This window comes from Pseudomonas sp. zfem002 (assembly GCF_032621685.1).
Taxonomy (GTDB): Bacteria; Pseudomonadota; Gammaproteobacteria; order Pseudomonadales; family Pseudomonadaceae; genus Aquipseudomonas; species Aquipseudomonas japonica.
In genome coordinates this window covers 20429-42922 of the sequence record NZ_JAVYJH010000038.1, presented here as the reverse complement: position 1 = coordinate 42922, position 22494 = coordinate 20429, and the positions used below count along the sequence as shown (strand labels likewise).

At 63.4% G+C, this 22494-nt stretch carries 32 protein-coding genes; 5 read left to right on the top strand and 27 right to left on the bottom strand.

What is annotated here, in order from left to right:
• Nucleotides 1–433 precede the first annotated feature (433 nt).
• Together RTI28_RS28710 and RTI28_RS28705 are read right to left on the bottom strand one after the other, a co-directional pair.
• Nucleotides 434–778, bottom strand: a complete 345-nt coding sequence (locus tag RTI28_RS28710; RefSeq protein WP_316923629.1) for a carboxymuconolactone decarboxylase family protein — start codon at nt 776–778, stop codon at nt 434–436.
• A 96-nt stretch (nt 779–874) separates the two neighbouring features.
• A complete protein-coding gene (locus tag RTI28_RS28705; protein ID WP_316923628.1) occupies nt 875–2272 on the bottom strand; it encodes an L-lactate permease in 1398 nt (465 codons plus the stop codon).
• Nucleotides 2273–2344: 72 nt separating this feature from the next.
• Between RTI28_RS28705 and RTI28_RS28700 the strand changes: the two genes are divergently transcribed.
• Nucleotides 2345–2899 carry an XRE family transcriptional regulator gene (locus RTI28_RS28700; protein WP_316923627.1) on the top strand — a complete coding sequence of 185 codons (555 nt, stop codon included), beginning with the start codon at nt 2345–2347 and terminating at the stop codon, nt 2897–2899.
• Nucleotides 2900–2928: 29 nt separating this feature from the next.
• Here the strand turns inward: RTI28_RS28700 and lpxO are convergent, their stop codons facing one another.
• Both lpxO and RTI28_RS28690 read right to left on the bottom strand, forming a co-directional pair.
• Nucleotides 2929–3828 carry a lipid A hydroxylase LpxO gene (gene lpxO / locus RTI28_RS28695; protein WP_316923626.1) on the bottom strand — a complete coding sequence of 300 codons (900 nt, stop codon included), beginning with the start codon at nt 3826–3828 and terminating at the stop codon, nt 2929–2931.
• Between the two features lie 158 nt (nt 3829–3986).
• Nucleotides 3987–4505, bottom strand: coding sequence for an AidA/PixA family protein (locus tag RTI28_RS28690; RefSeq protein ID WP_316923625.1), 519 nt, complete (start codon nt 4503–4505; stop codon nt 3987–3989).
• Nucleotides 4506–4863: 358 nt separating this feature from the next.
• Here RTI28_RS28690 and RTI28_RS28685 point away from each other — a divergent pair, with 358 nt between their 5' ends.
• The gene (locus RTI28_RS28685; protein WP_316923624.1) at nt 4864–6420 is read left to right on the top strand and encodes a sensor domain-containing diguanylate cyclase; all 1557 of its coding nucleotides are present in this window, start codon (nt 4864–4866) and stop codon (nt 6418–6420) included.
• A gap of 134 nt (nt 6421–6554) precedes the next feature.
• The gene (locus tag RTI28_RS28680; RefSeq protein ID WP_316923623.1) at nt 6555–9206 is read left to right on the top strand and encodes a Tc toxin subunit A; all 2652 of its coding nucleotides are present in this window, start codon (nt 6555–6557) and stop codon (nt 9204–9206) included.
• Nucleotides 9207–9284: 78 nt separating this feature from the next.
• On the opposite strand, the gene RTI28_RS28675 is transcribed toward RTI28_RS28680, so the two are convergent.
• From RTI28_RS28675 to RTI28_RS28640, 8 genes are all read right to left on the bottom strand, one after another.
• The gene (locus RTI28_RS28675) at nt 9285–10262 is read right to left on the bottom strand and encodes a tyrosine-type recombinase/integrase (protein WP_316923622.1); all 978 of its coding nucleotides are present in this window, start codon (nt 10260–10262) and stop codon (nt 9285–9287) included.
• 11 nt (nt 10263–10273) lie between these two features.
• Entirely contained in the window at nt 10274–10468 is a 195-nt protein-coding gene (locus RTI28_RS28670; RefSeq protein WP_316923621.1) for a DUF4224 domain-containing protein, read from the bottom strand.
• Nucleotides 10469–10498: 30 nt separating this feature from the next.
• A complete protein-coding gene (locus RTI28_RS28665; protein ID WP_316923620.1) occupies nt 10499–10882 on the bottom strand; it encodes a DUF4406 domain-containing protein in 384 nt (127 codons plus the stop codon).
• Nucleotides 10883–10933: 51 nt separating this feature from the next.
• The gene (locus RTI28_RS28660) at nt 10934–11122 is read right to left on the bottom strand and encodes a hypothetical protein (protein ID WP_316923619.1); all 189 of its coding nucleotides are present in this window, start codon (nt 11120–11122) and stop codon (nt 10934–10936) included.
• A gap of 43 nt (nt 11123–11165) precedes the next feature.
• Nucleotides 11166–11369 carry a DUF551 domain-containing protein gene (locus RTI28_RS28655; RefSeq protein WP_316923618.1) on the bottom strand — a complete coding sequence of 68 codons (204 nt, stop codon included), beginning with the start codon at nt 11367–11369 and terminating at the stop codon, nt 11166–11168.
• Nucleotides 11366–11626 carry a hypothetical protein gene (locus RTI28_RS28650; protein WP_316923617.1) on the bottom strand — a complete coding sequence of 87 codons (261 nt, stop codon included), beginning with the start codon at nt 11624–11626 and terminating at the stop codon, nt 11366–11368. Before RTI28_RS28650 ends, RTI28_RS28655 begins: the two co-directional genes overlap by 4 nt.
• Entirely contained in the window at nt 11623–11823 is a 201-nt protein-coding gene (locus RTI28_RS28645; RefSeq protein ID WP_316923616.1) for a hypothetical protein, read from the bottom strand. Before RTI28_RS28645 ends, RTI28_RS28650 begins: the two co-directional genes overlap by 4 nt.
• 96 nt (nt 11824–11919) lie before the next feature.
• Entirely contained in the window at nt 11920–12234 is a 315-nt protein-coding gene (locus tag RTI28_RS28640; protein ID WP_316923615.1) for a hypothetical protein, read from the bottom strand.
• 189 nt (nt 12235–12423) lie between these two features.
• On the opposite strand from RTI28_RS28640, the gene RTI28_RS28635 reads away from it, so the two are divergent.
• Nucleotides 12424–12723, top strand: coding sequence for a hypothetical protein (locus RTI28_RS28635; protein WP_316923614.1), 300 nt, complete (start codon nt 12424–12426; stop codon nt 12721–12723).
• 42 nt (nt 12724–12765) lie between these two features.
• Here RTI28_RS28635 and RTI28_RS28630 read toward each other — a convergent pair whose 3' ends face one another.
• The 6 genes from RTI28_RS28630 to RTI28_RS28605 form a co-directional block, all read right to left on the bottom strand.
• On the bottom strand, nt 12766–13515 hold the full coding sequence (locus tag RTI28_RS28630; RefSeq protein WP_316923613.1) for a hypothetical protein: 750 nt from the start codon (nt 13513–13515) through the stop codon (nt 12766–12768).
• A gap of 248 nt (nt 13516–13763) precedes the next feature.
• The gene (locus tag RTI28_RS28625) at nt 13764–14687 is read right to left on the bottom strand and encodes a DNA cytosine methyltransferase (RefSeq protein ID WP_316923612.1); all 924 of its coding nucleotides are present in this window, start codon (nt 14685–14687) and stop codon (nt 13764–13766) included.
• A gap of 13 nt (nt 14688–14700) precedes the next feature.
• Nucleotides 14701–15087: a hypothetical protein gene (locus RTI28_RS28620; RefSeq protein WP_316923611.1), complete on the bottom strand. Its 387-nt coding sequence runs from the start codon at nt 15085–15087 to the stop codon at nt 14701–14703.
• A gap of 10 nt (nt 15088–15097) precedes the next feature.
• On the bottom strand, nt 15098–15877 hold the full coding sequence (locus RTI28_RS28615) for a DUF2786 domain-containing protein (RefSeq protein WP_316923610.1): 780 nt from the start codon (nt 15875–15877) through the stop codon (nt 15098–15100).
• An 86-nt stretch (nt 15878–15963) separates the two neighbouring features.
• Entirely contained in the window at nt 15964–16587 is a 624-nt protein-coding gene (locus RTI28_RS28610; protein ID WP_316923609.1) for a hypothetical protein, read from the bottom strand.
• A 14-nt stretch (nt 16588–16601) separates the two neighbouring features.
• Nucleotides 16602–17153 carry a hypothetical protein gene (locus RTI28_RS28605; RefSeq protein ID WP_316923608.1) on the bottom strand — a complete coding sequence of 184 codons (552 nt, stop codon included), beginning with the start codon at nt 17151–17153 and terminating at the stop codon, nt 16602–16604.
• 123 nt (nt 17154–17276) lie between these two features.
• Here RTI28_RS28605 and RTI28_RS28600 point away from each other — a divergent pair, with 123 nt between their 5' ends.
• Nucleotides 17277–17633: a hypothetical protein gene (locus RTI28_RS28600; RefSeq protein WP_316923607.1), complete on the top strand. Its 357-nt coding sequence runs from the start codon at nt 17277–17279 to the stop codon at nt 17631–17633.
• Between the two features lie 5 nt (nt 17634–17638).
• On the opposite strand, the gene RTI28_RS28595 is transcribed toward RTI28_RS28600, so the two are convergent.
• From RTI28_RS28595 to RTI28_RS28555, 9 genes are all read right to left on the bottom strand, one after another.
• Nucleotides 17639–17950, bottom strand: a complete 312-nt coding sequence (locus tag RTI28_RS28595; protein WP_316923606.1) for a hypothetical protein — start codon at nt 17948–17950, stop codon at nt 17639–17641.
• 81 nt (nt 17951–18031) lie between these two features.
• On the bottom strand, nt 18032–18493 hold the full coding sequence (locus tag RTI28_RS28590; protein WP_316923605.1) for a hypothetical protein: 462 nt from the start codon (nt 18491–18493) through the stop codon (nt 18032–18034).
• Nucleotides 18490–18720 (bottom strand): hypothetical protein, encoded by a 231-nt coding sequence (locus RTI28_RS28585; RefSeq protein ID WP_316923604.1) that lies wholly within the window; start codon nt 18718–18720, stop codon nt 18490–18492. The genes RTI28_RS28590 and RTI28_RS28585 overlap by 4 nt, the downstream gene beginning before the upstream one ends.
• Nucleotides 18717–19484, bottom strand: a complete 768-nt coding sequence (locus RTI28_RS28580; RefSeq protein ID WP_316923603.1) for a lambda exonuclease family protein — start codon at nt 19482–19484, stop codon at nt 18717–18719. Before RTI28_RS28580 ends, RTI28_RS28585 begins: the two co-directional genes overlap by 4 nt.
• Entirely contained in the window at nt 19481–20239 is a 759-nt protein-coding gene (locus tag RTI28_RS28575) for an ERF family protein (RefSeq protein WP_316923602.1), read from the bottom strand. The genes RTI28_RS28580 and RTI28_RS28575 overlap by 4 nt, the downstream gene beginning before the upstream one ends.
• 10 nt (nt 20240–20249) lie before the next feature.
• On the bottom strand, nt 20250–21350 hold the full coding sequence (locus RTI28_RS28570) for a hypothetical protein (RefSeq protein ID WP_316923601.1): 1101 nt from the start codon (nt 21348–21350) through the stop codon (nt 20250–20252).
• Nucleotides 21351–21643: 293 nt separating this feature from the next.
• Nucleotides 21644–21820 carry a hypothetical protein gene (locus tag RTI28_RS28565; protein WP_316923600.1) on the bottom strand — a complete coding sequence of 59 codons (177 nt, stop codon included), beginning with the start codon at nt 21818–21820 and terminating at the stop codon, nt 21644–21646.
• Nucleotides 21817–22008, bottom strand: coding sequence for a hypothetical protein (locus tag RTI28_RS28560; protein ID WP_316923599.1), 192 nt, complete (start codon nt 22006–22008; stop codon nt 21817–21819). Before RTI28_RS28560 ends, RTI28_RS28565 begins: the two co-directional genes overlap by 4 nt.
• 2 nt (nt 22009–22010) lie before the next feature.
• On the bottom strand, nt 22011–22421 hold the full coding sequence (locus RTI28_RS28555; RefSeq protein ID WP_316923598.1) for a hypothetical protein: 411 nt from the start codon (nt 22419–22421) through the stop codon (nt 22011–22013).
• Nucleotides 22422–22494: the final 73 nt, after the last annotated feature.

Here is a 22494-nt window from a genome sequence, read left to right as displayed (position 1 = left end):
TGGACTGATCACTGCGCAAGATCTCGCCTCAGTGCAACGCTGAGCGATCCAACCGCCGGATGCGGAAAACCGCACGTCCGGTGGTGTGGGAGGGGTAACGGGCACTAGTCCCGTTACCTCGACCCAATCATTTGTTGCAACGTGCCATGGCCTGTGGGATTTGAGTTGTCAGCCTTTGTTTTTTCGACGATGCATCGCGGGGAGGCTGTTGGGTTCGACTCGGTATCGCGTCGAACCAACAAGGCGGTCAACCATGGCCTGTCAGGCATAGGTACGTTGCAACAAATGTGGGAGCGGGCGTAGCCCGCGATGCGCCGCGCGGGCGGCGCTCGATCTGGAGGGCGCTGCAAGACTCAAGACAGGCACCTGGCAGCCTTCATGCGATTTCCCACCAGGCCATCACCTACCAGCCCCGCAAGCCCCCCGCCAGAACCTACTCGCCAGCCTTGCCCACCGCATCCAGCGCCCGCGCCGAATACACCAGCGCCGCACCAGCATTCATCGCCACGGCCACCCCCAGCGCCTCGGCGATTTCCTCGCGGCTCGCGCCATGCTTGACCGCCTGCTGCGAATGCACGGCGATGCAGCCGTCGCAGCGGGTGGTAACGGCCACCGCCAGGGAAATCAGCTCGCGGGTCTTGGCATCCAGGTGATTGGTCTTGGCCCCCGCGCCACTGGCAGTCATGTAGCCCGCCACGGTGTCGGGGGAGAGCTGTTTCAGATCGCCGATGCCGGCCATCAACTGCGTACGGTAACCATCCCAGTCCATCATGCTCATCGTGTTCACCTCGTGGTGTTGTGATTGATCGAGCAGTGACGCTAGTCGCTCGAAGCCTATTGCGCCAGTCGTCGTTGGGCCTGAGCCGCTAGTGCTTTAGAACCAGCGGCCAGCCAGCACGTTGACCAGCGCCATCAGCCCGGCGCTGCACAGGACCACGGCGATCGCCATGCGCTGCACCCAGCGCCGTTGCGCCGCGGCGTCGCCGGCCAGTTGCAGGGCCATTTCGATCTTGCCCGGCGAAGCGAGGATGGAGATCGCCGCGGCGACGTTGTGGGTGGCCATGAACAGCAGCAGGTTGGCCCCGAGCGAGCGGGCGATTTCCGCCTGGGTCGCGGCGAACATGGCGTTGGAGCCGCTGCTCGAACCGGTGACGAAGCCGCCCAGGGCGCCGACGAAGGGCGAGATCGCCAGGTAGCCGGTGCCGATTTCCGCCAGCAGGCGGGCGAGGTAGGCAGCGGTCCCGCTGACCGCCATGACGATGCCCATGATGATGAACAGCGCGGTCACCGGCGCGACCTGCAACCAGGCGCTCCAGGCCCGCGCCAGCGGTTCGGCGGGCGGGCGCCCGGCGCTGAACCAGAGCGCCGCGACGAACAGCCACAGGGCTGGCGAGGCGACGTAGTGCCAGGCCTCGGAGAGCCCGCTGAAACGCACCACGCTGCCGGCCACCAGGACCCCGCCGAGCAGCAGTCCGTACGCCTGCAGGGCACGCCGGCCAATGGGCAGCAGCGCCTCGCCACCTTTGGCGCCACGCAGCAGGTGCAGGCAGATGATCGCCACGCTGCCCAGCGCCCCGGCCGGCGCGGTACCGAAGGCCAGGTTCGACAGGCCTACCGCGAGGGTCAGGACCAGCGCCGAACCCAGCGCCAGCATCATTGCCCGCGGGCGCTGCCCCGGCTGGCTGACCAGCCACGCGGCAACGCAGCCATTGACCGCGAACGGCAGGATGCTCAGCGCCGCCGAGGCCACGCCCAGCTCATCGAAACGCAAACCGGCCAGGCCCGCGGCGATCATCGTGCCCGGGCCCATCGACCCCCAGGGCACCGCGCACAGGCCGAGCAGGCCGATCAGCGCGGCATGCCGCCCCGGCAGGCCCATGAACACCAGCAGCGGGATGCCGATGGTCACGCCAATGCCGAAACCGGTCACCGACTCGGCGAACGGGGTGATGCCATGCACCACCAGCAGTACCGCGCCGACACCGGTGCCGGCGCGGCCCTTGATCCAGTTGGCCAGCGCCGCCTGCGCCCCGGCGTGACGCAGGACCTCGGACATCAGCAGCCCGCCACCGACGATCAGCACCACCTCGAGCACCAGCGGCAGCCACTTGAGCAGGGCCACGCCGATTTCCGCTGTGCCCAGTGGAAAGGCAATAATGGCCGCCATCAGCGCAGCCAGTACCCCCAGCAGCGCCGCGTGCAGCGAGCGGATGCCGAGCCCGAGGGCGAGGATCGAGGAAAACACGGGGGATGCGGCGAGGAAGGCATTCATTTCACAGACTCGACATTTGCTTTTTCGCAATTATATTTGCGGATAAGCAAATTGCAAGATGACAGGAGCAGCATGAGAGACACAGACGAGCACACCGAGCAGGACCTGTTCGGCATCGCGGTACGCCAGCGGCGCCTGCAATTGGGGGTGACCCTGGACCAACTGGCGCACAACAGCGGGGTGTCGGCGGCGGCGTTGTCGCGCCTGGAGCGCGGGATGTTGAGCCCGAGCCTGCGCAATGCCCTGGCCATCGCCCGCGGGCTGGGCTGCGAGTTGTCCGAGCTGATCGAGCAGGCGCCGACCGAGGTGACCCGGGCCGGGGAGAACCTGCGCTTCGTCGACGCCGAGACCGGGATCGTCAGGCTGGCCCTGGCGCGCCCCGGGCCGGACCTGGAGCTGTTGTCCTATACCGTGCCGCCGGGGGCCTCATCGGCCAGGTTCTCGCCGCACAAGAGCGGCTCGCGGGAGATTTTCCACATCATTGCCGGCACGCTGGAGGTGAATGCCGGGGATCAGGTGGTGGTGTTGCGCGAAGGGGACACGGCGACGGTGCGCGGGGATTGCGAGCACTGGTTTCGCAATGTCGGGGAGGAGGATGTGCGGATTGTGCTGACGATCTTCAAATAGGGCGGGGCTGCGCTGGCAGCCCCTGACAGTCAGATATAGATGAACACCAGCGCAATCACCGCCACCACTGCCCATTTCTCGGCGTAGTAACGCGCGCGGTTGCGCTTCTTCAGGGCCTTGCCGCGTTCGCGGATCTTGTAGATGCGGGTGAACAGGCGGTTGATCCCGCCGGTCTTGTCCCCGGCATCGTTCGGCGCGGCGGCGGCGGCCATGACCTTGGCGCTGAACCAGCGGTTGAACGCGGTCGCCCAGCGGTACTTCAACGGCCGCTCGACGTCGCAGAACAGGATGACCCGGTTGTGCTCGGTCTGGTTGGCGGCGTAGTGGATGTAGGTCTCGTCGAACATCACCGCCTCGCCGTCACGCCAGTGGTAGTTCTCGCCATCCACGCAGATGTAGCAGGCTTCGTCGTTCGGCGTGTCCAGGCCCAGGTGATAACGGTACGAACCGGCATACGGATCGCGGTGGCGCACCAGCTTCGAACCCGGCGGCAGGGTGGCGAACATCGCCGCCTTGACCGTGCCGATGCTCTGCAGCAGTTCGGTGGTGCGCGGGCAGAGTTTCATCGCCGATGGGTGACTTTCGCCGTACCACTTCAGGTAGAAGCGCTTCCAGCCACTCTTGAAGAACGAGTTGAAGCCGACGTCGTCGTAGTTCTGCGAGCTCTTGATCTCGCCGACGTGCAGCAGTTGCAGGGCTTCCTCGCGGATCTCCCGCCAGTTGTCCTGCAGCGGCTTGAGTTCAGGGAACGACTCGGTCGGCAGGTACGGTTTGGCCGGCAGCCTGGAGAACAGATAGAGGAAGGCGTTGACCGGCGCCAGGAAGCTGGAATGGTCACCCAGCTGGCGGGTGATCTTGTGCCGTACGCGGCCGCGAAAATGCACGTAGGCGATGGAAACGACGAACAGCAGGACGATGAATACTTTCATGGGCGGGTACTTGTCGATGTGGCGTTGCGCCATGGCATAAGCCCGCCAGCATAATCAATTGGCCCGTGGGTTTGAACAAAATGTTGCGAGGGCAAGGCACGACCTTGGTCCAAGGGCCCACCCGGGCGTATGCCGTGGGGTGAGCCGTTTCAGCAGGATCAGTTGTTGACAGTGATGTACGGGTCCCAGATGTAAGGGCCGCCGACTTGTTGGGTTTCCTGGTTGAGCAGGTAGAACTGGATCTGGTACCAGAGTTTCCCCGGTTTTTCCGCGGTGGCCTGCCACACGGTGACGGTCACCGCGTTGGAGCCGACTTTCAGCGGGTTGGTGCCTTCGAGGTAAGCCACCGGCACGTCGTAGAACGGCAGGTAGCTCGGCGTCGAGATCTGCCCGTCATAGTGGCCGCCCTGGTTGGGGTCGCCCTGGATGACGTCGGTGATCAGCGCGGTGGTGTCGAAGTTGCGCGACAGGGTGCTGGCACGCCAGCGCACGTTGTCGCCGCGCTTGACGTCGAACCACAGTTCATTGCCGCCGTCCTGCTGGTTGCCAGTGGCGTTCGGGTCTACCAGATTGCGCTGCACCAGCAGGGACACCGAGCCGGCGACATCCCCGGTGCTCAGCAGGTTGTCAGCGTCGACGATCAGCAGCACGTCGATGGTATTGGTCGTTCCGGACATGAAACTCTCCTTGAATCATGGGTTGGCAAGGCGACCACGCCCCGACGGCGCATCCCGGCTCCCGGTCCCTGGGTGCGGTCGCGGGATCAAGGATGGTTGATGGCTATCTGATGTCAATTCGGCCAAGGCTGACGGGACAATGACAGCGGATTGTGAACCACGCCTCATGTTGTTGAATTGTCGGACAGTCTGCTGATGGCTTCGCCGGTGAAGGGAGGTTTTCCCGCCCTGGATATGGGAAAAGGCTGACAGATCCCGGTGGCAACTACTGGCGATCTCCGCTGTCGTAGCCGGCTCGCGGATATCACCTGCAACAATTGTTCTATCGTTCTGAGGACTTCGCTTGGGAAAGGGCCCAATGACCTTCAAGCACATCGACCTGCGCAAGATCATCCTGCTGTTCGCCCTGGTCACCGCCGGGATGACCCTGGCCAACAGCTTCTACGCGGCGCGCAAGGTGCAGCATCAGGTGCTGGTGGACAACGCCCTGGAAGCCAACCGCGCCTACGCGGCCAAGGTGGCTTCGAGCATCGAGGCCTTTCTGCTGTCATCGCAGCAGCAACTGGCCTACAGCGTGGCGCAGATGAGCCGTGATTTTGCCAACCCGCGGCTGTTGCACGCCGAGGCCCGGCGCATCCAGGAGCAGGACCAGGGCTTCAACGCGATCACCATCGTCGATGCCAGCGGCCATGTCCTCGCGGCCTGGCCACCGTCGCTGCTGCACGACGGCCAGGCCCTGACCTCCAGCGGCGCCCAGCACGCGCTGAACAGCCGCGCGCCGCTGATCAGCGATGCCTACACCTCCAGCGCCGGCAACCTGGTGGTGTTCGTCTCGCACCCGGTGTTCGATGCCGACAAGCGTTACCTGGGTTTCGTCGGCGGTGCCGTGTACCTGCGCGAGAAGGGCATCCTGCACACCCTGATCAGCAACCATTTCTACCGCGACGGCACCCTGAGCTACGTGGTCGACAACAATCGCCGCCTGCTCTATCACCCGCAGTTCGACCGGGTCGGCAGCGTGGTCGGGGCGAATCCGGCGGTGGACCAGTTGCTCGCGGGGGCGAGCGGGGCGATGCAGGTGACCAACTCCCAGGGCGTGGAAATGCTCGCCGGCTACGCCAGCATTCCCCTGACCCGCTGGGGCGTGGTCTCGCAGAAACCCTACCGCGACACCGTGGCGCCGCTGGACCGCCTGATGTGGCAGATGCTCTGGGGCACCGCGCCGGTCGGCCTGCTCGGGCTGGTCGGCATCTGGTGGATGACCCGCCTGATCACCCGGCCGCTGCGCCAGCTGGCGGACAACGCCAACGCGATGAACGCCAGCAGCTCGCCGGAACGGATTCGCCGGGTGCGCGCCTGGTACTTCGAGGCCGACCATATCAAGCGTGCCTTGCTGCGCGGGATCAACGTGATGCAGGAGCGCATGGGCCATCTCAACCTGCAGGCGCAGACCGATCCGCTGACCGGGCTGCTCAATCGCCGTGCCCTGGACGAGGCCCTGGCGGTCATCGACGAGCGCGCCCGGCCATTCGCGGCGATCGCCCTGGACATCGACCACTTCAAGGCGATCAACGACAACCATGGCCACGATGTCGGCGACGAGGTGCTGGCGCGGCTGGCCGGGGTGTTGCGCGAGTGTTCGCGGGAGGGCGACCTGTGCTTTCGCCTGGGCGGCGAGGAGTTTCTCCTGGTGCTGCCGGAGACGCCGCTGGCGGCGGCCAGCGAAATGGCCGAGCGCCTGCGCTGGCAAGTGCAGGCGACCCGGATCGAACCGGTCGGGCATGTCAGCGTCTCCCTCGGCGTGGCCCGCTGCGCCAGTGGCGGCGATAGCGCCGAGGTGCTCAAGCGGGCCGACGAGTTGATGTACGCGGCCAAGCAGGCGGGTCGCAACCGGGTGGTCAGCGAGCCGGGGTAAAACCCGCAAGCCCGCAGCCATGCGGGTTTCAGGCCCTACCTGATATTTCTGTCAGTAGCGGGAACCCGCAGGGCTGTTTAGCTTCATCGAACCGGCGGCCGCGTGCGTCGCCACCCTCGATGGAGATCCTGTTCATGGCCCGGCGCACAACGGCACCCGCGAGCGATTCCCTGACCCGCATCGCCACCCGTCCCGGCCAGGCCGGGCAACTCCTGCAGGCCGGCCTGGGCTCGGCGTTCGAGATCGCCAGAGGCAGTGTCGAGAGCCTGATGAAGCGTGTTCCGCAGCTCGACGGCGACGAGGCACACCGAGTGCACCAGCGCGCCACGGCCCTGGCGGTGCTGGCGGCGCGGCAGTATCGCGAACAGCGCCTGACCGCCCAGGTCGAGATCCCCAGCCCGCCCTGGCGCACCGGCCTGCGTGCCCTGGTGGACGGGCCGACCTTCGAGAGCCAGTTCAATCCCAGCTGGGGCGACAACTGCCCGCCCGAGGCGATCGAGGCCACCACCTCGCCGGCGGCCTACCTGACCGCGTTGTTCCAGTGGGTGACCCAGGTCATCGAGCCGCAGGCCAACCAGGAGGAGGGCAAGCCGATCTTTCTCGCCGCGCGGCGTCCCGACCTGGCCGCGCTGATGCTCGACAACCACAGCCTGGAACGGGTCGAGCCGACCATCGGCATCGTCAACGAGATCCTCGAGAGCGCGGCGCGCAAGCACCTCGACGACCACAACCAGAAAACCCTGGCGGTGGACGATGCGCTGCTGCTGGCGCGCTATCCGTTCGGCCTGCCGTTCGAACGCTACATGTCGCAGATCAACGCCATTCTCCAGCGCAAGGGCTACAGCCTGGGCGAGCTGATTCGCCAGCTCGATCCGGACTTCCCGTATTTCTGCCGCGGCGGGCTGCATTCGCCGCGTTCCGACGAGGCGCTGCAACTGGACATGGCGATCGGACCGGAGCAGCGCGCCTTGCTCCTGGAGGCGGCGTACTTTCCGCGCGGTATGCGGCGCGTCAGTACCCGCTCGGTACAGACCCGGGTCAATCCGCGAACCTTGCTGCGCGAATCGCTGCATACCCTGCAGAGCGGCTTCTACCAGCGCCATTACGGCGTGGCGAAGGCCGACGATCTGCTGCCGCTGAGCGCCTTCTGCCTGCGTACCGGGCTGGACCAGGATGGCGTCGAATCGCTGCTCTCCATCGAACGCCATGCGCCGGTGGCGTCGCCCAATGTGCCGGGGCTGGCAGCGCCGACGCCGGCCCGTTTCGGCTCGGTGTACATCAACGCCGGCACCGAGCCCGGCATCGGCATCGTCAGCGTCGATGGCGAGCATGCCTTGAGCGACTGGGTGGCCGATCATTTCGACCGCATGCAGCGCATGATCCGCCTGGCGCGCTGGGTCGACCTGCCGTTCGCCGAGGTCGACCAGATCATCGACGCCGCCCTGCGCGCCGAGCACGGCGAGGCCGGTCGCGGCCGCGAGATCAGCGAGAACACCCTGCGCGCCCTGGGCCTGTTCCGCCGCCTGCGCGGCGACTTCAAGGTCAGCGCCGAGGACTTCGCCGCGCTGCTTGACGGTGTCGCCCTGTATGCCCGGGGCAGCGCGGTGCCGCAGTTCGACCGGGTGTTCAATGACCCGGCGCTGTTCAGCGAGCCGCTGGTGCTGGATGACAGTGCGTTCAGCATCGTTCCGGAAAACGATGCGCAGTACCGCAGGGTCCACCACCTGTGCAGTGCGCTGGGCATCAGTTTCGAGACCTACCTGTACCTGGCCCGCTATATCGCCCAGTCCCGGCAACCGACGAAAACCGCGGGCGAGGGTGAGGACCGCCTGTACTGGTCCCACGCCGTGGTCTCGGCGTTCTACCGCCTGGCGCGCCTGCCGGCCTGGTTGGGCTTGAGCAGCGTCGAGGCGCTGGCCATGCTGCAACTGATGGGCGAGCGCGGGCACCAGTACGTCTCGCGCCTGGTAACGACCCGCCTGGCCATGCATCAGCACAGCGAACTCAGCGACACCCTCAGCGTGGTGCAGGCCCTGGCCGATACCGTGCAATGGCTGAGCGACAACGACCTCGACGTCGCCTGGCTGTACCAGCAACTGATGCCCCTGGCCCCGGTGGCCGCGGCCAGCGACCGCGAGCTGGACCTGCTGCGGCAGATCGCCGGACGCATGTCACCGGCGATCCTCAGCGAGGCGAGTTTTCGCGATGCCGGCATCCCGATGACGGCCGGTGTCGATGTGCCCTCCGATATCGAGTGGCTGCAGCAACTGAAACTGTTCGTCTCGCCGGCGGGGCTGATCCTCGAGCGCAGTGAGGATCCCGACGATGCTGCCTACGAGGCGGCATTACGTGCGCGGCTGGAGGCCATTGTCGCCGACCTCGAACTGCCGGACGGTCCTGGCGTGCTGGTACGGGTCTTCCAGTTGGTGATGGACGCCCGTTCGGCGCAGCGCAGCCTGGTCTGGGAGGCGCTGGCCAACCTGTTCGGCGGCAGCGCCGAGCTGAGTCAGGAACTGCTGGGTTGGGCGCAGGGCAGCAGCTACCAGTTGCTCGAAGAGGTGTTGCGGCTGTTCGACGGCAATGACCTCCTGCCCATCCCGGTGGGCGACGAGATCCTCGCGCTGCTTGCGCGCCTGACCCGGCGCATGCTCATCGCCGAACGCCTGGCCCTGAGTCCGCTGGCCCTGCGCTGCTGGTGGCAACATCGCGAGTGGTTCGAGGGTGTTGGCGGCGACGAGCCTGCCGCGGACATCACCTTCGCCCAGTTGCACCTGCTGGTGCATTAGCGTTAGGTGCCGGAGAGGGCAGTATCTACTGGGGTTTGGCGGCACCGGTCTATTAGACTATGTGAAATTGTCTAATACTCAGGTGTCCCGCTGGGGCATCTGGGGAGGATTGGCTATGCCCACGCGACGCAACCGCAGGTAGCGTTTTGTCATTTTTGCGTCGGTATGGCCGCCGAGTTTCTGCGCGTCGTTGCCCTGGTCGTCGGTGTCGGTAAGCGATTTCGCGCGAAGGTCGTGAATCGTGGCATTAGCTACTCCAGCTTGCTTACGGGCTCTCCGGAATGCCTCTGCGACGGTGCCATAGATGACCGGCTTTCCACCGGACCTCGCACAGAACAGGGTAGGACCTCGGACCCGGCGAGGCAGCGCCAGTGTCCGCTCAATCAGTTGCTGAAGGTCTGGTGTCATTCCGACGATCAGCTTCGCCTTGGTCTTCTGTTGCTTGAATGCAATCCCGGTCTCGGTGATGTCAGTCATCTGGATGCCGAGCACGTCGTTGATCCGCTGGCCGGTGAGGTAGCACATCTCGAAAATGCAGCGCATGTCTGCCGATGAGGCATCGCAGATCGCCTGGAACTCTTCGTCGGTGATGTAGCGATCGCGCTGCTTCTCGGGGTGCCGCTTGATGCCAATGCATGGGTTGGAATCGACGACCTGTGTCTCCAGTCCATGCGAGAAGACCAGGCGCAGAAACGAGATCATCCGGTTGGACATGTTGGGGGTGCCGGCGGTGTGCATTTTGATTGCAGCAACGTGCCGCGGCAGAACCTCTTGCGGCTCGAACTCAGCGAGAAACCCCTTCAGCCTTTCGGCAACCCACTCGTATTGCTCAATGGTGCTTTTCGCCAGGCGGCCACGCATCGAGTCCAGCGTGTCGTCGATCAGCTTCGCCATCCCCCCTGAGCTCTTGCCGGCGACCGCTTTCGCATAGGCAATGAGCGCAGCCTGATAGTCGGTATCGAGCCGAGTCCACTTTCCCTTCTTCACCAGGTAATACGCCCCGTGCTTGTGGTACATGCACGGGGGTAGGTGCCTGTCCTTCTTTCTCGGCTTCATCTAGTCCTTCCTCAAAGCCGGAGCTCCGGCCCTTTCTTCCTTTCCGCGTGGCCGCCCAGGCGGGCGATGACTACTTGCCGAAGTACCTTCGGCTTGCCGTCGGCCCCGAGCACGTAGCCAAAGCGCTCAGCCTCCAGCCAGCGGATTTGCTCCTTTGGCCTGGCGCAGCTGGTCATGTCGGCTACTTCATCTGCTGTCATGAACATGGTGGGTCTCCGCGCCGCCGGTGGCGGCGGTCAGTGTCGTTTTGTTGGCTTGGCTGATTGGCGTGACTTGGCGCGCTGACGTGCGAGGGCGAGCTTCCCGAGGACATCTCCGTCAGTAACGAAGTCGGCCGGCACAATCGGCATTCGCAGGCTTGAAGCTATGGAGCTCTCCAGGCGTGCGCTGGTATTGATTTCCCACCCTGGCAGTTGCACTACAAGGTCACTGGAAAGCAGCATTTGCAGGGACCAGCGGAGCCGGTCGGCCTTCCCTGGAAGATCTGGTGGAAGGTCGGCATTGGTTATGTTGTAGCCATAGGCGGTCAGTCGATCAGCCTCATCGATGAGTGCTGCCCTGTTGATCTCTGGCAGGCCGTATCCGGAGATGTAAATGCGAGCTGGGCTTCCTTCGGGCATGTCGAATCCTCGCCCGCGCATGTCGGCGGGCTTGAGTTGTAGGGGGAGGGGTTACGGGTAGTTGCGGGAGATCCGCTCGGCGATGCCTTCCAGGCTCTCGGCCATCGACCACATTTCGTTGTTATCGCGCCGGCTGACGACCAGTGATCTGGTGACGTTGCGGCCGGCCAGAATGGCGATAGCCAAGCGGATCAGCGCAGCCTCAAACCTGCGCCGGAGAAGGCCTTTACGCGGGATCATCGCGGCCCCCTGTAGATCAGGTAGGCCATGTAGGCGAGGGCGATCATTGTTCAGCTCCCGGCGGCGCGGGCAGCGGCTGCCAGTGGGACACGCGGTTGCCCCAGAACGCGAAGCCGCGCTTTGCGTTGAGCCAGACGTCCGTTTCTGCAATCAGTCCCCGACTGCAATGCGAGACGGAAATGATCACTGCCATGCCGTTCAACTCGTTACCAGGGAGCCTGTCGCTGCATTTGATCCATTGGCTCATAGCGAATACCTCTCATCATTCCATTGCGGCGCGCCGGCCGCGGGCGTTGGGCCGTTGTCGCGTTCGTGCGGGGAGAGCTGGCGCTCGTTGCCGGCCTGCAGCTGGCTGTCGGGGATACAGCTGATCCCGACACCGCTCAAGATCCAGCAGGTCACACCGCGGCGACTGTCGTGCTGCACGTCGATGACGTTCTCGGGTTGTGGTGCTGCGCTTACGCCGGCGGCTACCAGCGCGAGGAGTAGGGCGAGGCGGGTCATGGCTGCACCTCGGCGTTGTAGCGCTTGTAGTCCTCGCCGAACTCCCAGCAGTAGGTCGCCGGCCAGCATCCCCGCGTGCCCTCGGGAACCAGGTTGTACATGCGGTCATAGGTGCCATGCCCTGGGGTTGTCTTGACCCATACATGCTCGGGGCCGCCAAGCGCCCAGCCGGGATACCGCTCGATCGCAGTAGCCATGAATTTCTCCAAGTCGTGATGACCCTTGCTCATGACGATGTAGGTATCTTCGCCAACGCTCCGCACATCGAGCGGATATTGATTTGTGGTCACCGGTCAGCCCTCCGTTCCCATCAGATAGGACGGCTCGGCGGCTTCTGCCAGCCATTGGCGAAGACAGCCACATTCCGCATGCGGGGGATCCTCATCCACCCATTGGCGATCAAGCATGCTTTCGCTCGTGAGCTCAACGTCCCAGTCGGCGCACTCGGATGGGTCATCGCCATTCATTTCAGCGAGGATGCGGCGAGCCTCGTCTTCGCTGGTGGCCGCCACCCAGTCGCAGTCGCCAACCTGATAGCAAGCGAGAGCTGGCCGCGCTGGCTGGCTACCATCGAGCTCAAATGGCGGAGGTGTGATTTCTTCGGGCATGACGATTCCTTGGTCGCCATATCGCGACCTAACTTGTACGTGGAGGGATTGTGTATAGGGTTGGTACAGCTTTAAACGCCAGCAGTCTGATTCAGTTCTCAAAAATGGCTGCTTCGATTGCCGGCCTTTGCACATCCGCTATGGTGGCAGGTGACCCTTCGGTTACCACCAAAGTAGTAGGAGAGCTACATGAGGATCCGCGGCGACATCTTCTGGGCTTGGGCTGACCCGACGCTTCACCACCGGTCTCATGAGGAAACTTTGGCTGATGGATCCTACGTTGATGTCCAGGTGCGACTGTCGCGAACAGGCAATACCCAAATGTTCATCGGCGTGTACGCGCCGAATGGGATGGCCCTCCATGAAGAAGCATTCGAGTCACGACCAGGTGAGTCCATGACTCGGGCCCTCGCCTGGGGTGTTGGTCGAGCCCGGCGGATCGCCGAGGACAATTCCGGCGCTGCGGTTCGGCGTGCCTCTTCCAGATAGAGGAACTAGGGTTACAGTGGGAGGAGTACAGGTGTACTCCTGTCAGGATTCGGTATCGTGTGGCGCCTGGAGGATCGGCTTGCTGCAGTATGGGCAGAACTTCATGCCGTTCTCCTTCGGACCATCCTCCATCAGCGTGAAGCTATTGGCGCAGTTGGTGTCCCAGGCGAACGAGTTGTTGTTATAGGTCCAGGTGCAGCTGGCGGGCGTGCTCGGCTTTTCGCTGGCGGATAGGGCGGCATCAATCGCTGCGCAATCCTCGTCAGTCCTCGGCCCTCGCCAGGCTTTTCGCAGCAGCGCATCCCGCTCGGCCAACTGCCGATCGAAGTTCGCGCGATACATGTCGTAATCATGGTCGCCCTGTGAAACGAGCAGGTCGAGACGCTTCACTTCGGCGCGCAGCCGCTCAACTTTGCCACTGTCGGGATGGGTGTAAACCTCTGCGCTCCCGTCTTCGTGGCACAACTCGGGGGCGTTGTCGGCGACCAGCAGCGTCATGCCGGCGAACAGCTCGGCAGTACCGCCTTCGAGAGTCCAGCGCGGATCAAGTCCGCCATCCCCATCATCGACCAGCTCGGCTACTGCGGTGAGCCTGATCGGCTCACCGTGGTGCTGCTCAGCTGCCGGTTGAGCAATTTCTTCGTCGTGCTCTTCCAGGCAGTGCTCACAAAGGTTGTGCTGTAACTCGCGGCGCGTCTCGCACCACCCGCCGCAGTTGTTGTGGAACTGGCATTCGGTCATTTCGCTCTCGCTGACCAGATCGGTATTGCTGGATCGGTTTTCTGTGGGCATGGGGATATCTCGCGGTCATCACGACCAAATTGGCTGTCAAGGGGGTGGGATCTGAGAGAAAGTTTCTCGCTGTAGGAATGCTTCCTACAGGTTTCACCCCTGCTATCGGGGGTGGTCGTGACGCGAAACTTGGCGCGACAAACAACCAGGTGTATCGCCATGAAACTGCTGACTCGCTTGCTGAATTTAATCGCTGCATTTCTTCGCGTTTTTTACTGGCTGCTACGCATCGGCCAGCTATGAACGGTTCAGGCGGCTCGCTCCAGCGCTTCGATGACGCGCTCACCCAGCCGCGGCGGAACGGCGTTGCCGGTCATGTGCATCGTCAGGCGGTGGCTGGTAGGGCGTTTCGTGTCAGAGGGGAAGGTCTGCGCGGCCAGGGCCTCGTCTGCACTGAGCATGCGCATCCGGTCACCATCGACGAGCGCCCAGCGGTCCAGGGTCGTGATTGTGCCGATCGGCCGGTTTATATCTCGACCGGTCAGGCCGGACCCCTTGCCGTAGTAGGGCATGATGAATCGGTCGCCGAATCGTTGGCGCCCATTGCGAACACGATCCAGGGTGGCCTGGGCCCTCCCTGGCTTCTCGATTGTCGACCACTTCCCGGCGTTGAAGTCGAGGAAGCTGCTGGCTGGGACATGCTGCTCTTGCCGGAGCTGCAGCATTAGCGGCGAACGACTGCGCGTAATGACGAGAATGAGCCGTACTCGGTGTTGCGGCACGCCGAGGTCTGCGCAGTCCACAACATGCGGAGCGACCTGATACCCCAGTGCCTGCACGGCAGCAAGCCAGGCCGGGTAGAGCGCCCAGGCAATGAACTCTTCGACGTTCTCGACAAGCCCCGCTTCGGGGCGGTGGAATTCAAGGGCTGATACCACCGCCCAGGCCGTCGAGCGCGATGCGTCGTGCCGCGGGTTGCCAGATGCCTTGCCGCGCGCTCTCGAATGGCCCTGGCAGCACGGTGAGGCCAGCAGTAAGTCGTGGGCTGGAACCTCTTCCCAGCGCGCTTGGTGTAGGTCCTGGCATACGTGCTGTGTGTCAGGGTGATTGGCTGCATGCCACTTCACGGCCTCCGGCCAGTGGTTTGCTGCCCAGAGGACTTTGACGCCCGCGGCGCGCGCGCCAGTGCTCCATCCGCCAAGTCCGGCGAACAGGTCGATTGCTGTTGTCATGTGGGATCTCGCTTTAGGCGGCTTTCGTGGCGTCGGACTGGTAGTCAATCCAGCCGACTTTCGGTGCCTTGGTCTTTGCGTTGATGATCGGCTTGCCCTTGGCATCGGCGAGTGCTGCCTTTGCGCGAATCTTCAGGTCGCGGCACACGCACTGCTTGCGCATGAGCTCGATGAACTGCTCTGCGTACTGAGGTGCGTCGAACATCTGACTCAGCTGCCGCACCTTCTCGCCGCGCATGATCTTGTCTGCGCGCTCACGGACGGCCAGATTCCACTCGCCCACGCTGAGCTCCAGGGGGGGGCTGTTGGGTTTCGGGTTGGGCCTGGTCGTTTTCGTTGTCTTCCTGGCCTCTGCTAGGGCGACATCGGCGGTCATGCCGAACACTGCGAATGTGCTCATGACTTCTCCTTCAGGCGCTGGCAAGCAGCGAGACGCCGTCGCCGCCAGTGGCGAGACCCGGGTTCAGTTCAACACGCTGGCCCGCCAGCATGCCGGCGATTTGCGCGTCGAGGTCCAGTTCGTAAGCCTGCCGCTTCCTGGCTTTGCCCAACTGCAGGCTGGTCATGTACTGTTCAATCAGTGCCTTGTCCTGGGCTTCTACCGCCATCAGGTCCTTGCCGCTCGACGCAGCATCATCTGCCGGGCCATCTTCGCCGCGCGGGACCAGGGCATAGAGCTTGTGACGCACCGCCTCTACCCAAGCGAGAGCGAAGTGGTTCGCAGCGGTTTCAGGTGAGTAGTCGCTGCGGTGGCGGCCGGCCCGCACGCCTGCAGCGTATTCGCGGCGCGCCGTAGTGAGCCTGGTTAGCAGGGCCTCATAGGCATAAAGCGCGATCTGCTGCGCCGGCGTGACGCCAACGAACACCGCCCGCTCGATGCGAGCCGATCGCTCGCGACACCAGCTCCAGCGCCGCAATGCCTTCACGCCAAACACACCAGCCACAGCCATACTGAGGTCGCGATCCCAGGCCGGCCGCCGCTCGACCCGAACGCTATCCGACGCTGCCTCCCCGACGTCACTCAGCCGGACATCCAGCTCTGTCAGGCGGTACTCGCGCATCAGCGCCTGGGCCTGGCGCATGGCCGTGGCCGCCTCGTTCTCGTTTGAGCTCTTGGAGAGAGCCATGCAGCGTTTGATCTTGCGAATTACCCGCTCGAGCTTGCTTTCGTCGTGCCGCTGTTCGGTCATGGGAGTTTCCTTGCGTGCAGGCGCCGCCCTCGCCGGGAGGCGTTATCGTTGAATAGGGGAAGGCGCTGTCGGTCAGCGCCGGAGGGTCATGGGCAGTTGTTCGCGCCGCAGTTCTGACAGTCGTTGAGGAATCGGCCGTCCCAGCTGATGAAGCGCCCGCAGCCGTGGCAGTTGAGCGGTCGCTCCCAGGGCTTGCGCTGCTTCCTCGGCACCGCCATTTCGATACCGGTGCCTTGCAGGGCCTCTTTGATATTCACGTCCCGCTTGTGCACCAGGCGCCTGGCCTTGGCCTCAAGGTAAGACAAGGGCCAGATCACCGCTTCCTCTGGGGTGTTGCCGATCGCTTCGGCAGCCTCAAGGGTGAGGTGGTGTGCCTTCTCGAATCGAAAGGTGTGGCCTATTGGCCACCTGGCCAAGGCAATGTCGTTCCCGTTCCAGTGCCCAGGGATCTGCAGGACAACAGCGCATCCCGGGGTCAGGTGGTCGCGGGATTCATCCAGGCTGATGTACTGATGATCGACGCCAAGATGTGCGCGGGCGTCGACGTAGTCTTTCGGCCATGGAATGTCTGTTTCCCGATGGCCACAGGCCTGTTCCTGGGTGAACAGCTCGGCCTTGTCGAGGTTGGTGGTGTAGCCGCCACCAAGGGCCCAGAACATGAGGCCGTCACCCGTGTTGCTGCGGCTGTCCTGAAGATAGAACTTGCTCATTGCTCGCTCCTTGATCAGGCCGCTTTGCGCTGGTTGAGCACGCGCTGGCGAGCCGCCTCGTACTCGCTGCTGACGATCTCAACCAGGCCGTCTACATCGCCGTCAGCGGCCTTGCTGCCCAGGTTCAGGTAAACCGTTTCGCCGTAGGTGAAGCACACCCCGCCACTGAGCCAGATGCCGCCGCGCTCAACGCCGATCGCCTCCCACATTTCGTCGCGGTCGATATCGCCCGGACAGTGTTCCTTCCAGAGGTCTTCCAGGCGCTGGTGCTCTGCCTTCTCGGCACCGCGCATCTCTTTGTCTGTGCCCTTGGCATGCTTGGGTGCCCGGCGCAGCGATCGGTAGCCGTAATCGTCAGGCCGGCACCAGTGCACGTCCAAGTCGCGGCTGGCGCTGAGCTTGATGCCGCCTACGTAGTTGCGGGAGCCGCTGTACATGGGTGATGCATCGGCGCCGAAGGCCTGGCCCAGTTTCTCGCGCTGGGCGTTCCAGGCCGCTTTCTTCTCGTTCCAGGCGCGCACTGCGGCCAGGACCTTTGGGGATTCGGTCTTGTAGAAGTAGCTCATGGCTTTCTCTCCATGCATGCGTCGCCCTCCGTGCTGGTGGCGGCATGGTGGCAATTTGGTTTGGGATGGGGTATTAGGGGTGACCGGCATGGGCCGGAGGAATTATTTGACTAGGAAGACAAAATGATCACGATCAAGGGAAACACCGCTGTAAATTGCGGTACTTTGCTGGAACTCACCGCCCCGCATACGGCCAATATTCTCGTTGAGAACAATCACGGGATTAACATTTCCGGACAGCTGATCAATGCAAAAATCTTCGTTGATCAGGATCGTTTAAACGCTTTTTTGGCAGAGATCACTCCGCAAATCGGCAGTCTTGATAAGGAAAAGGCTGATTCGTTGAGCTTGATCCTGAAGGAGCTCGATGACCCCGGGGTTGAGGACAAGTCATCCGCCCTATCCAAACTTGCCGAATTTGGAAAGTCTGTGGCGAGCGGTGTTGTATCAGCGATCATCACCTCGTTTCTTCCTAAGTAGGCACATCAATCATCTGAGCCGATCCGCATAGCTTCGCGCTGATATGCCAACTGCAGTTTCCGCGCCACAGCCGGTGATACCGTGATTTCGTGGCGCGGAGGTGTGAGCAGCGGCAGCGCTCCGCCTGGGCCCAGCCCATGCAAGTGATGAATCATCAGCGTCATTGCCTCGCCCTGTTCCTCTATTCCGGCCCACTCCATCAGTTCCAGCAGGGCCTGTTTAGTCCCTGGTCGCACCTTCAAGCGCAGGTCTTCCTCCTGCAGCTTCGCTGACTTCTCGCGCCGGCGTCGGTCGCGTTCTGCTTGATCCATCGCCATGGGGCGTCTCCTGCAATCCGCTTGGCGGAAGGTGAATGTGCAACTGCCGGCGGCGGCACTGGGTGATTTTGTGGATCCGCCTCATGCCGCTGCTTTCTCCTGGTGCCATGCGCCGACAGCCTCGAAGACCGCAGCGGCCTGAGCCTCGTCCACGGTCACGATGCTGGGGATGGCAAGCCAGGCCATCGCGACCCGGTGGTTTGGATTGCACTCGTCGCTGACCTGTTTGTAGAAGTGCTGGATCACATCGGTCAGTTTTTCGGCCAAGTGGATACCGTCAGGGCTGACCTCCAGCGATTTGATGTACTCCTCGCCGCCCCGGCCGACACACAGGCCGGCGATGTAGATCGTCCAGCGGTGCGGGATGTCGCACATAGCGTCGACGATCCGGCGGCTGCTGACGTTCTTGCAGTTCTTCCAGTTGACCAGGCCCTGCTTGCCGCTGGGGTCGATGTTGACCACGGCGACGTGGTTGCTGGAGAGGAGGGCGCGGCAGGCACGCTCGATGCGAGCGCGGAAGTTGTGAGGCTTGCGCTTGCTCATAAGTCGTCCGCCATTTTCCGCAGCCTCGCCCGCTCGGCGGCGGTAGGACGTTGACGCTTGCGGACCAGGACCGTCTCCGGGTCGATCTTGTCGCTCCGCACCGGGAGCGGGAGAGCAGGGCAGTCACCCAGTTGGATCATCTGCCGGCCAGATGCGAAGAAGGCAGCTTTCGCTGCCTCCAGTTGTTCTTGGCGCTCGGCGCCGGCGAGGATGTAGTTGTTGGTCATGCTGCCTTGCTCCTCAGCTTCGACTCGTAGTCGTCGACGAGCAGTTTGAATTCCCACAGGTCCTGTTCCAGCGCCTCGATGTAGTCATCGTCGCGCTTGAACTCGCGAAGCCAGAGCTGGCGGCCCACAGGCTTGAGAAGTGGGCAATACATCCCGATGTGCCACCACTTCCTGCCGGTGATCCACATGCAGCCCTGGACCTGGTCAATCACGTCGCTGGCATCGTTGTCGATGTGGAAGGCCCGGAGTTTGTCCGGGGCGAGGAAGCATTTGTACTCGCTGCCGCCATCGTCGTTGATGAAGCCGTCGGCGCTGGCCCCGAACGCCCCATCATCAGTCTTCACCAGTCCGACCTGAGTCACGACTAGGCCTGTCTGGATTTCGTGCTCCATCCGGGCTTCCGGTTCGAGCTCATGGCCGCGGCGCATCTGCCAGGTTTCGAAGCCACCATCCAACGGCTTGCCGCCGATCCGCTCCACTGCAAGCTCGAAGGCATAGGTGAGGGCGGCGTTGGATGGCTCGCCGACTTTCTCGCCATCCAGGGCGCGCTGGACAACCTCGGCTTTCGGGGCGGCTTTGTAACCGGCCAGTTCACGCGCCCTGGCTTCAGTGCGGCCGGCGATGAGTGCTTCGACATAGGTCCGCTGCTGGGCGGTCAGGCCGTTTACTTTGGAGCGTGCGGTGCTGAACATGCTCGCGGTGATGGTCCCGGCGCGGCCCTCAAGCCATTCCTGAGACCCTTGTACGCAATTGATGACGATCATGCGGCTGCCTCCAGTTGTTTTCCTTTGGCCACCACAGCGGCCTTGACCTGTTCGTAACCCTGCTTGTCGTTGGCGCTGCGCAGCTCGACAACCGCTGCTTTCCAGACTTCCGTCAGGGCCTCCGGGTTCGGAGCGCTGGCAACGCGGTCGAGGATGTCGGGAACCAGTAGCTGCTGGGCGGCGTCGGTGTTGATCTCCCCGGCGCCTTGGCCGTCGTCATCCCGCATCTCGCTGGTGGTGATGTTGAGCAAGGCGCACATCACGTACCGCTTGCCGTAGGTCGTGGATGATCCAACCGCCTGGACTGCATTGCGGCCTTTGCCGATATCGACGGGCAGCAGCATCGTTGTCTGCTCGCGGTGCCCGTCACGGTGCATGAGAATTCCGGTGATGCTGACCCCAGTGCCCGTGTGCTCGACCTTGAAACTGATCGCGAACCCGTGGGTTTGCATGATCGGCTTGAGCGTGGTGTTGATGTCGTCGAGCGTGGCGTAAGTCTTTTCGGTGTGCTCGTTCAACGCGCCATGCCCCACCGTAGGGATTTCGCACTGCATTTCCGCCATGGCGGCGTTGAACGCGGCCTCTGCGGCCTTGGCCTGCATCCGCTCGTGCATCGCTAGCAGGCGCTCCATTTTCTCGATGTCGCAGGTTGGGTCGGCGGCCGCGCGGCTGATGACAGCCAGGATGCTGGTGTCAGCTGGTGGCGGAGCGACCGCTGGCCGGCGTTGTTCCGGCAGGATGATGGGGCTGGTCATGGTGACGGCCTCAATACTGGATGGTGACGTTGGGGATTTTGCGCTGAGCGATCAGGGTGACCGCTTGCTTCGCGCAGGCCTCTGGCATGCCGCCCTCGATGAAGGCTTCCAGAGCGGTGCGATTGATGGCGCGGCGGTGCTCTTCGTCGCGCTCACGGGCTTCTTGCTGGCGCAGGATCAGTGCGGCAGCGGCATCAGCACGACGCCGTTCGTCCTGGCGGGCCTGTTCGGCGGCCTGCTCAGCTCGCCGGGCGGCAGCTACACGTTCTTCCTCGGCTTGACGGAGGGCGGCTTGACGGTCGATTTCCGCCTGTGCCGCTGCGCGCTCCGCTTGCTCAGCCTGCAGCTTCAGTTCCAGCTCGCGGCGGTCAGCGGCGGCCTTCGCTTCCTGCTCCCGGCGCTGAACGGCTTCCCGTTCGGCTTGGGCTTTCTGCTCAGCCTCAAGGCGAGCTTTTTCGGCGGCTTCGCGAGCAATACGCTCTTCGCGGTCTTTCTTCTCGCGGGCTTCAGCCTCTGCGCGCAGGCGGGCCAGTTCTGCCTGCTCGGCTTCGTACTGCTCACGCTTGGCCAGAGCTGAGCGGAGGGCGGTCAGGACCTTGTCTTTCTCCCGCGCTGCCTCCGACTCGAATTCCTCCCAGTGCTCGCCGATCTGCATGCCTTCTGCTTCTGCGATCAGCCCTTTGAGGTGCAAGGAGCCGAGCTCACCCAGGTCTTCTGCCAGCGACTTCAGCCAGGACAGCCGCTCGTTGTGCTTGTCGATCCTGGCGTCTTCAGCGGCCTGCCACTCGTTCAGCGGCCGGCGTACCTCTTCTTGCCAGGACTCAAGAATGTCCCAAGCACGCTTACGCTCTGCGTCGATCTTCTTCGGGATTTCCTTGAGCTCGGCGACCAGTTCCTTGCCGACGTTGTCCAGCGCCTTCTTGGAGCGAGCCACGCTGTAGGCGATCGAGGCGATGGCTTCGCGCCCCTTGCGAGTGGTGACGTCGGGAATGAAGGTGTCGATCTCGTTGCGGATCTTCTGGAGGAATGGGTCAAGGCCGTTGACGGCCTGGAACACCTGGAGGGCCGTCTCCCTGGGCGGTACCTCGACCAGTTGGGTTTGTGCAGACATTGGAGTACCTCGCGCCAGGACGGCGCCTTCAATTGGGGAAGTGGGGGGGGGAATGCCAGGTCACGCCCGTGAAGTAAGGCAGACGCCCTGGTTGCCGGTGATAGTCGCGCGCTCTTGCCGGCCTACGCTCCACTCAGGGTACGGTTATCGCCGAAGCGCCCGCCGTGCTCGGGTGTGTATTCAGGAAGTGATATTGCCGGCCAGGGCACTCAGGAGTAGCCAGCCGGTGCAGAAAGTGATGGCGATGAAGGAGCCGCGCCAGGTCGCGATCCGGCGGGCGCGCTGGTAACTGGTCATGGGCATGGCCTTGGCCGAGCGATAGGACGGCGTTTCAGCCAGTCGGCCTTGATCGGGTAGGGCAGGTCCGCGACACGCATGCCGACAGGGAGCTGGACGGTGCCGCGAACTTGAGCGGCCTGGGCTTCCTCGATCTGCTCGCCGATGAGCGACTTCACAACAGGCGTAGTCATGCTGCCTCCTGGCGTGCGGTTGCTGCCTTGTTCAGGCGCCCGCAGTAGTGGTCGAATTCGTCGATGGTGATCCGCCCATCCTTCATCATTTCCACCAGTTGGCGCTGGATGGTGGCTTCGAACTCAGGCGGCGTCTGGGGATGGCTGAGCGCTTCGAGCTGTTGGTCGATCAGGATATGAGCACTCATGGTCAGATATCCTCCGAGTCAGCGATCACCCCGTCCTCTGCCAGAGGCTCAACGAGGTGGTCTGCAATCTCGCGCAGGGCTTCGATTGCAGATGTGCGCCCGAGGAGATTCTCGGCAACTTCCTTGCCGTCGCGCGGGCTGCAGAGTGCGGACCATACAAGCTGGCCGAGAGCTGAAGGCGATACCCCGAAACCCTCCAAGCGGCTCATCGCGAGCTCATCGAGCTTCTCGGCAAACTGCTCGAAGGTTACTTGCCTTGCTGGCCTGCCGCTGCGCTTGACCGTGACGTCGTCACCTGCCAGCAGTCGGTCGGAGGCATTTTCAATCCATGCCTGAACGGCGCTGCTGTGTGCAGGGTTATCATCCGGCTCGGCGTGGTCATAGCGCCATTGTGCTGATTGAAGTGCGCCCATGGCATCCTCCAGGTTGTTGTGCGGCCGCATTGGTCAGGAGCCAGGCGCGGGCGACCAAACCCATCGTGAAAGG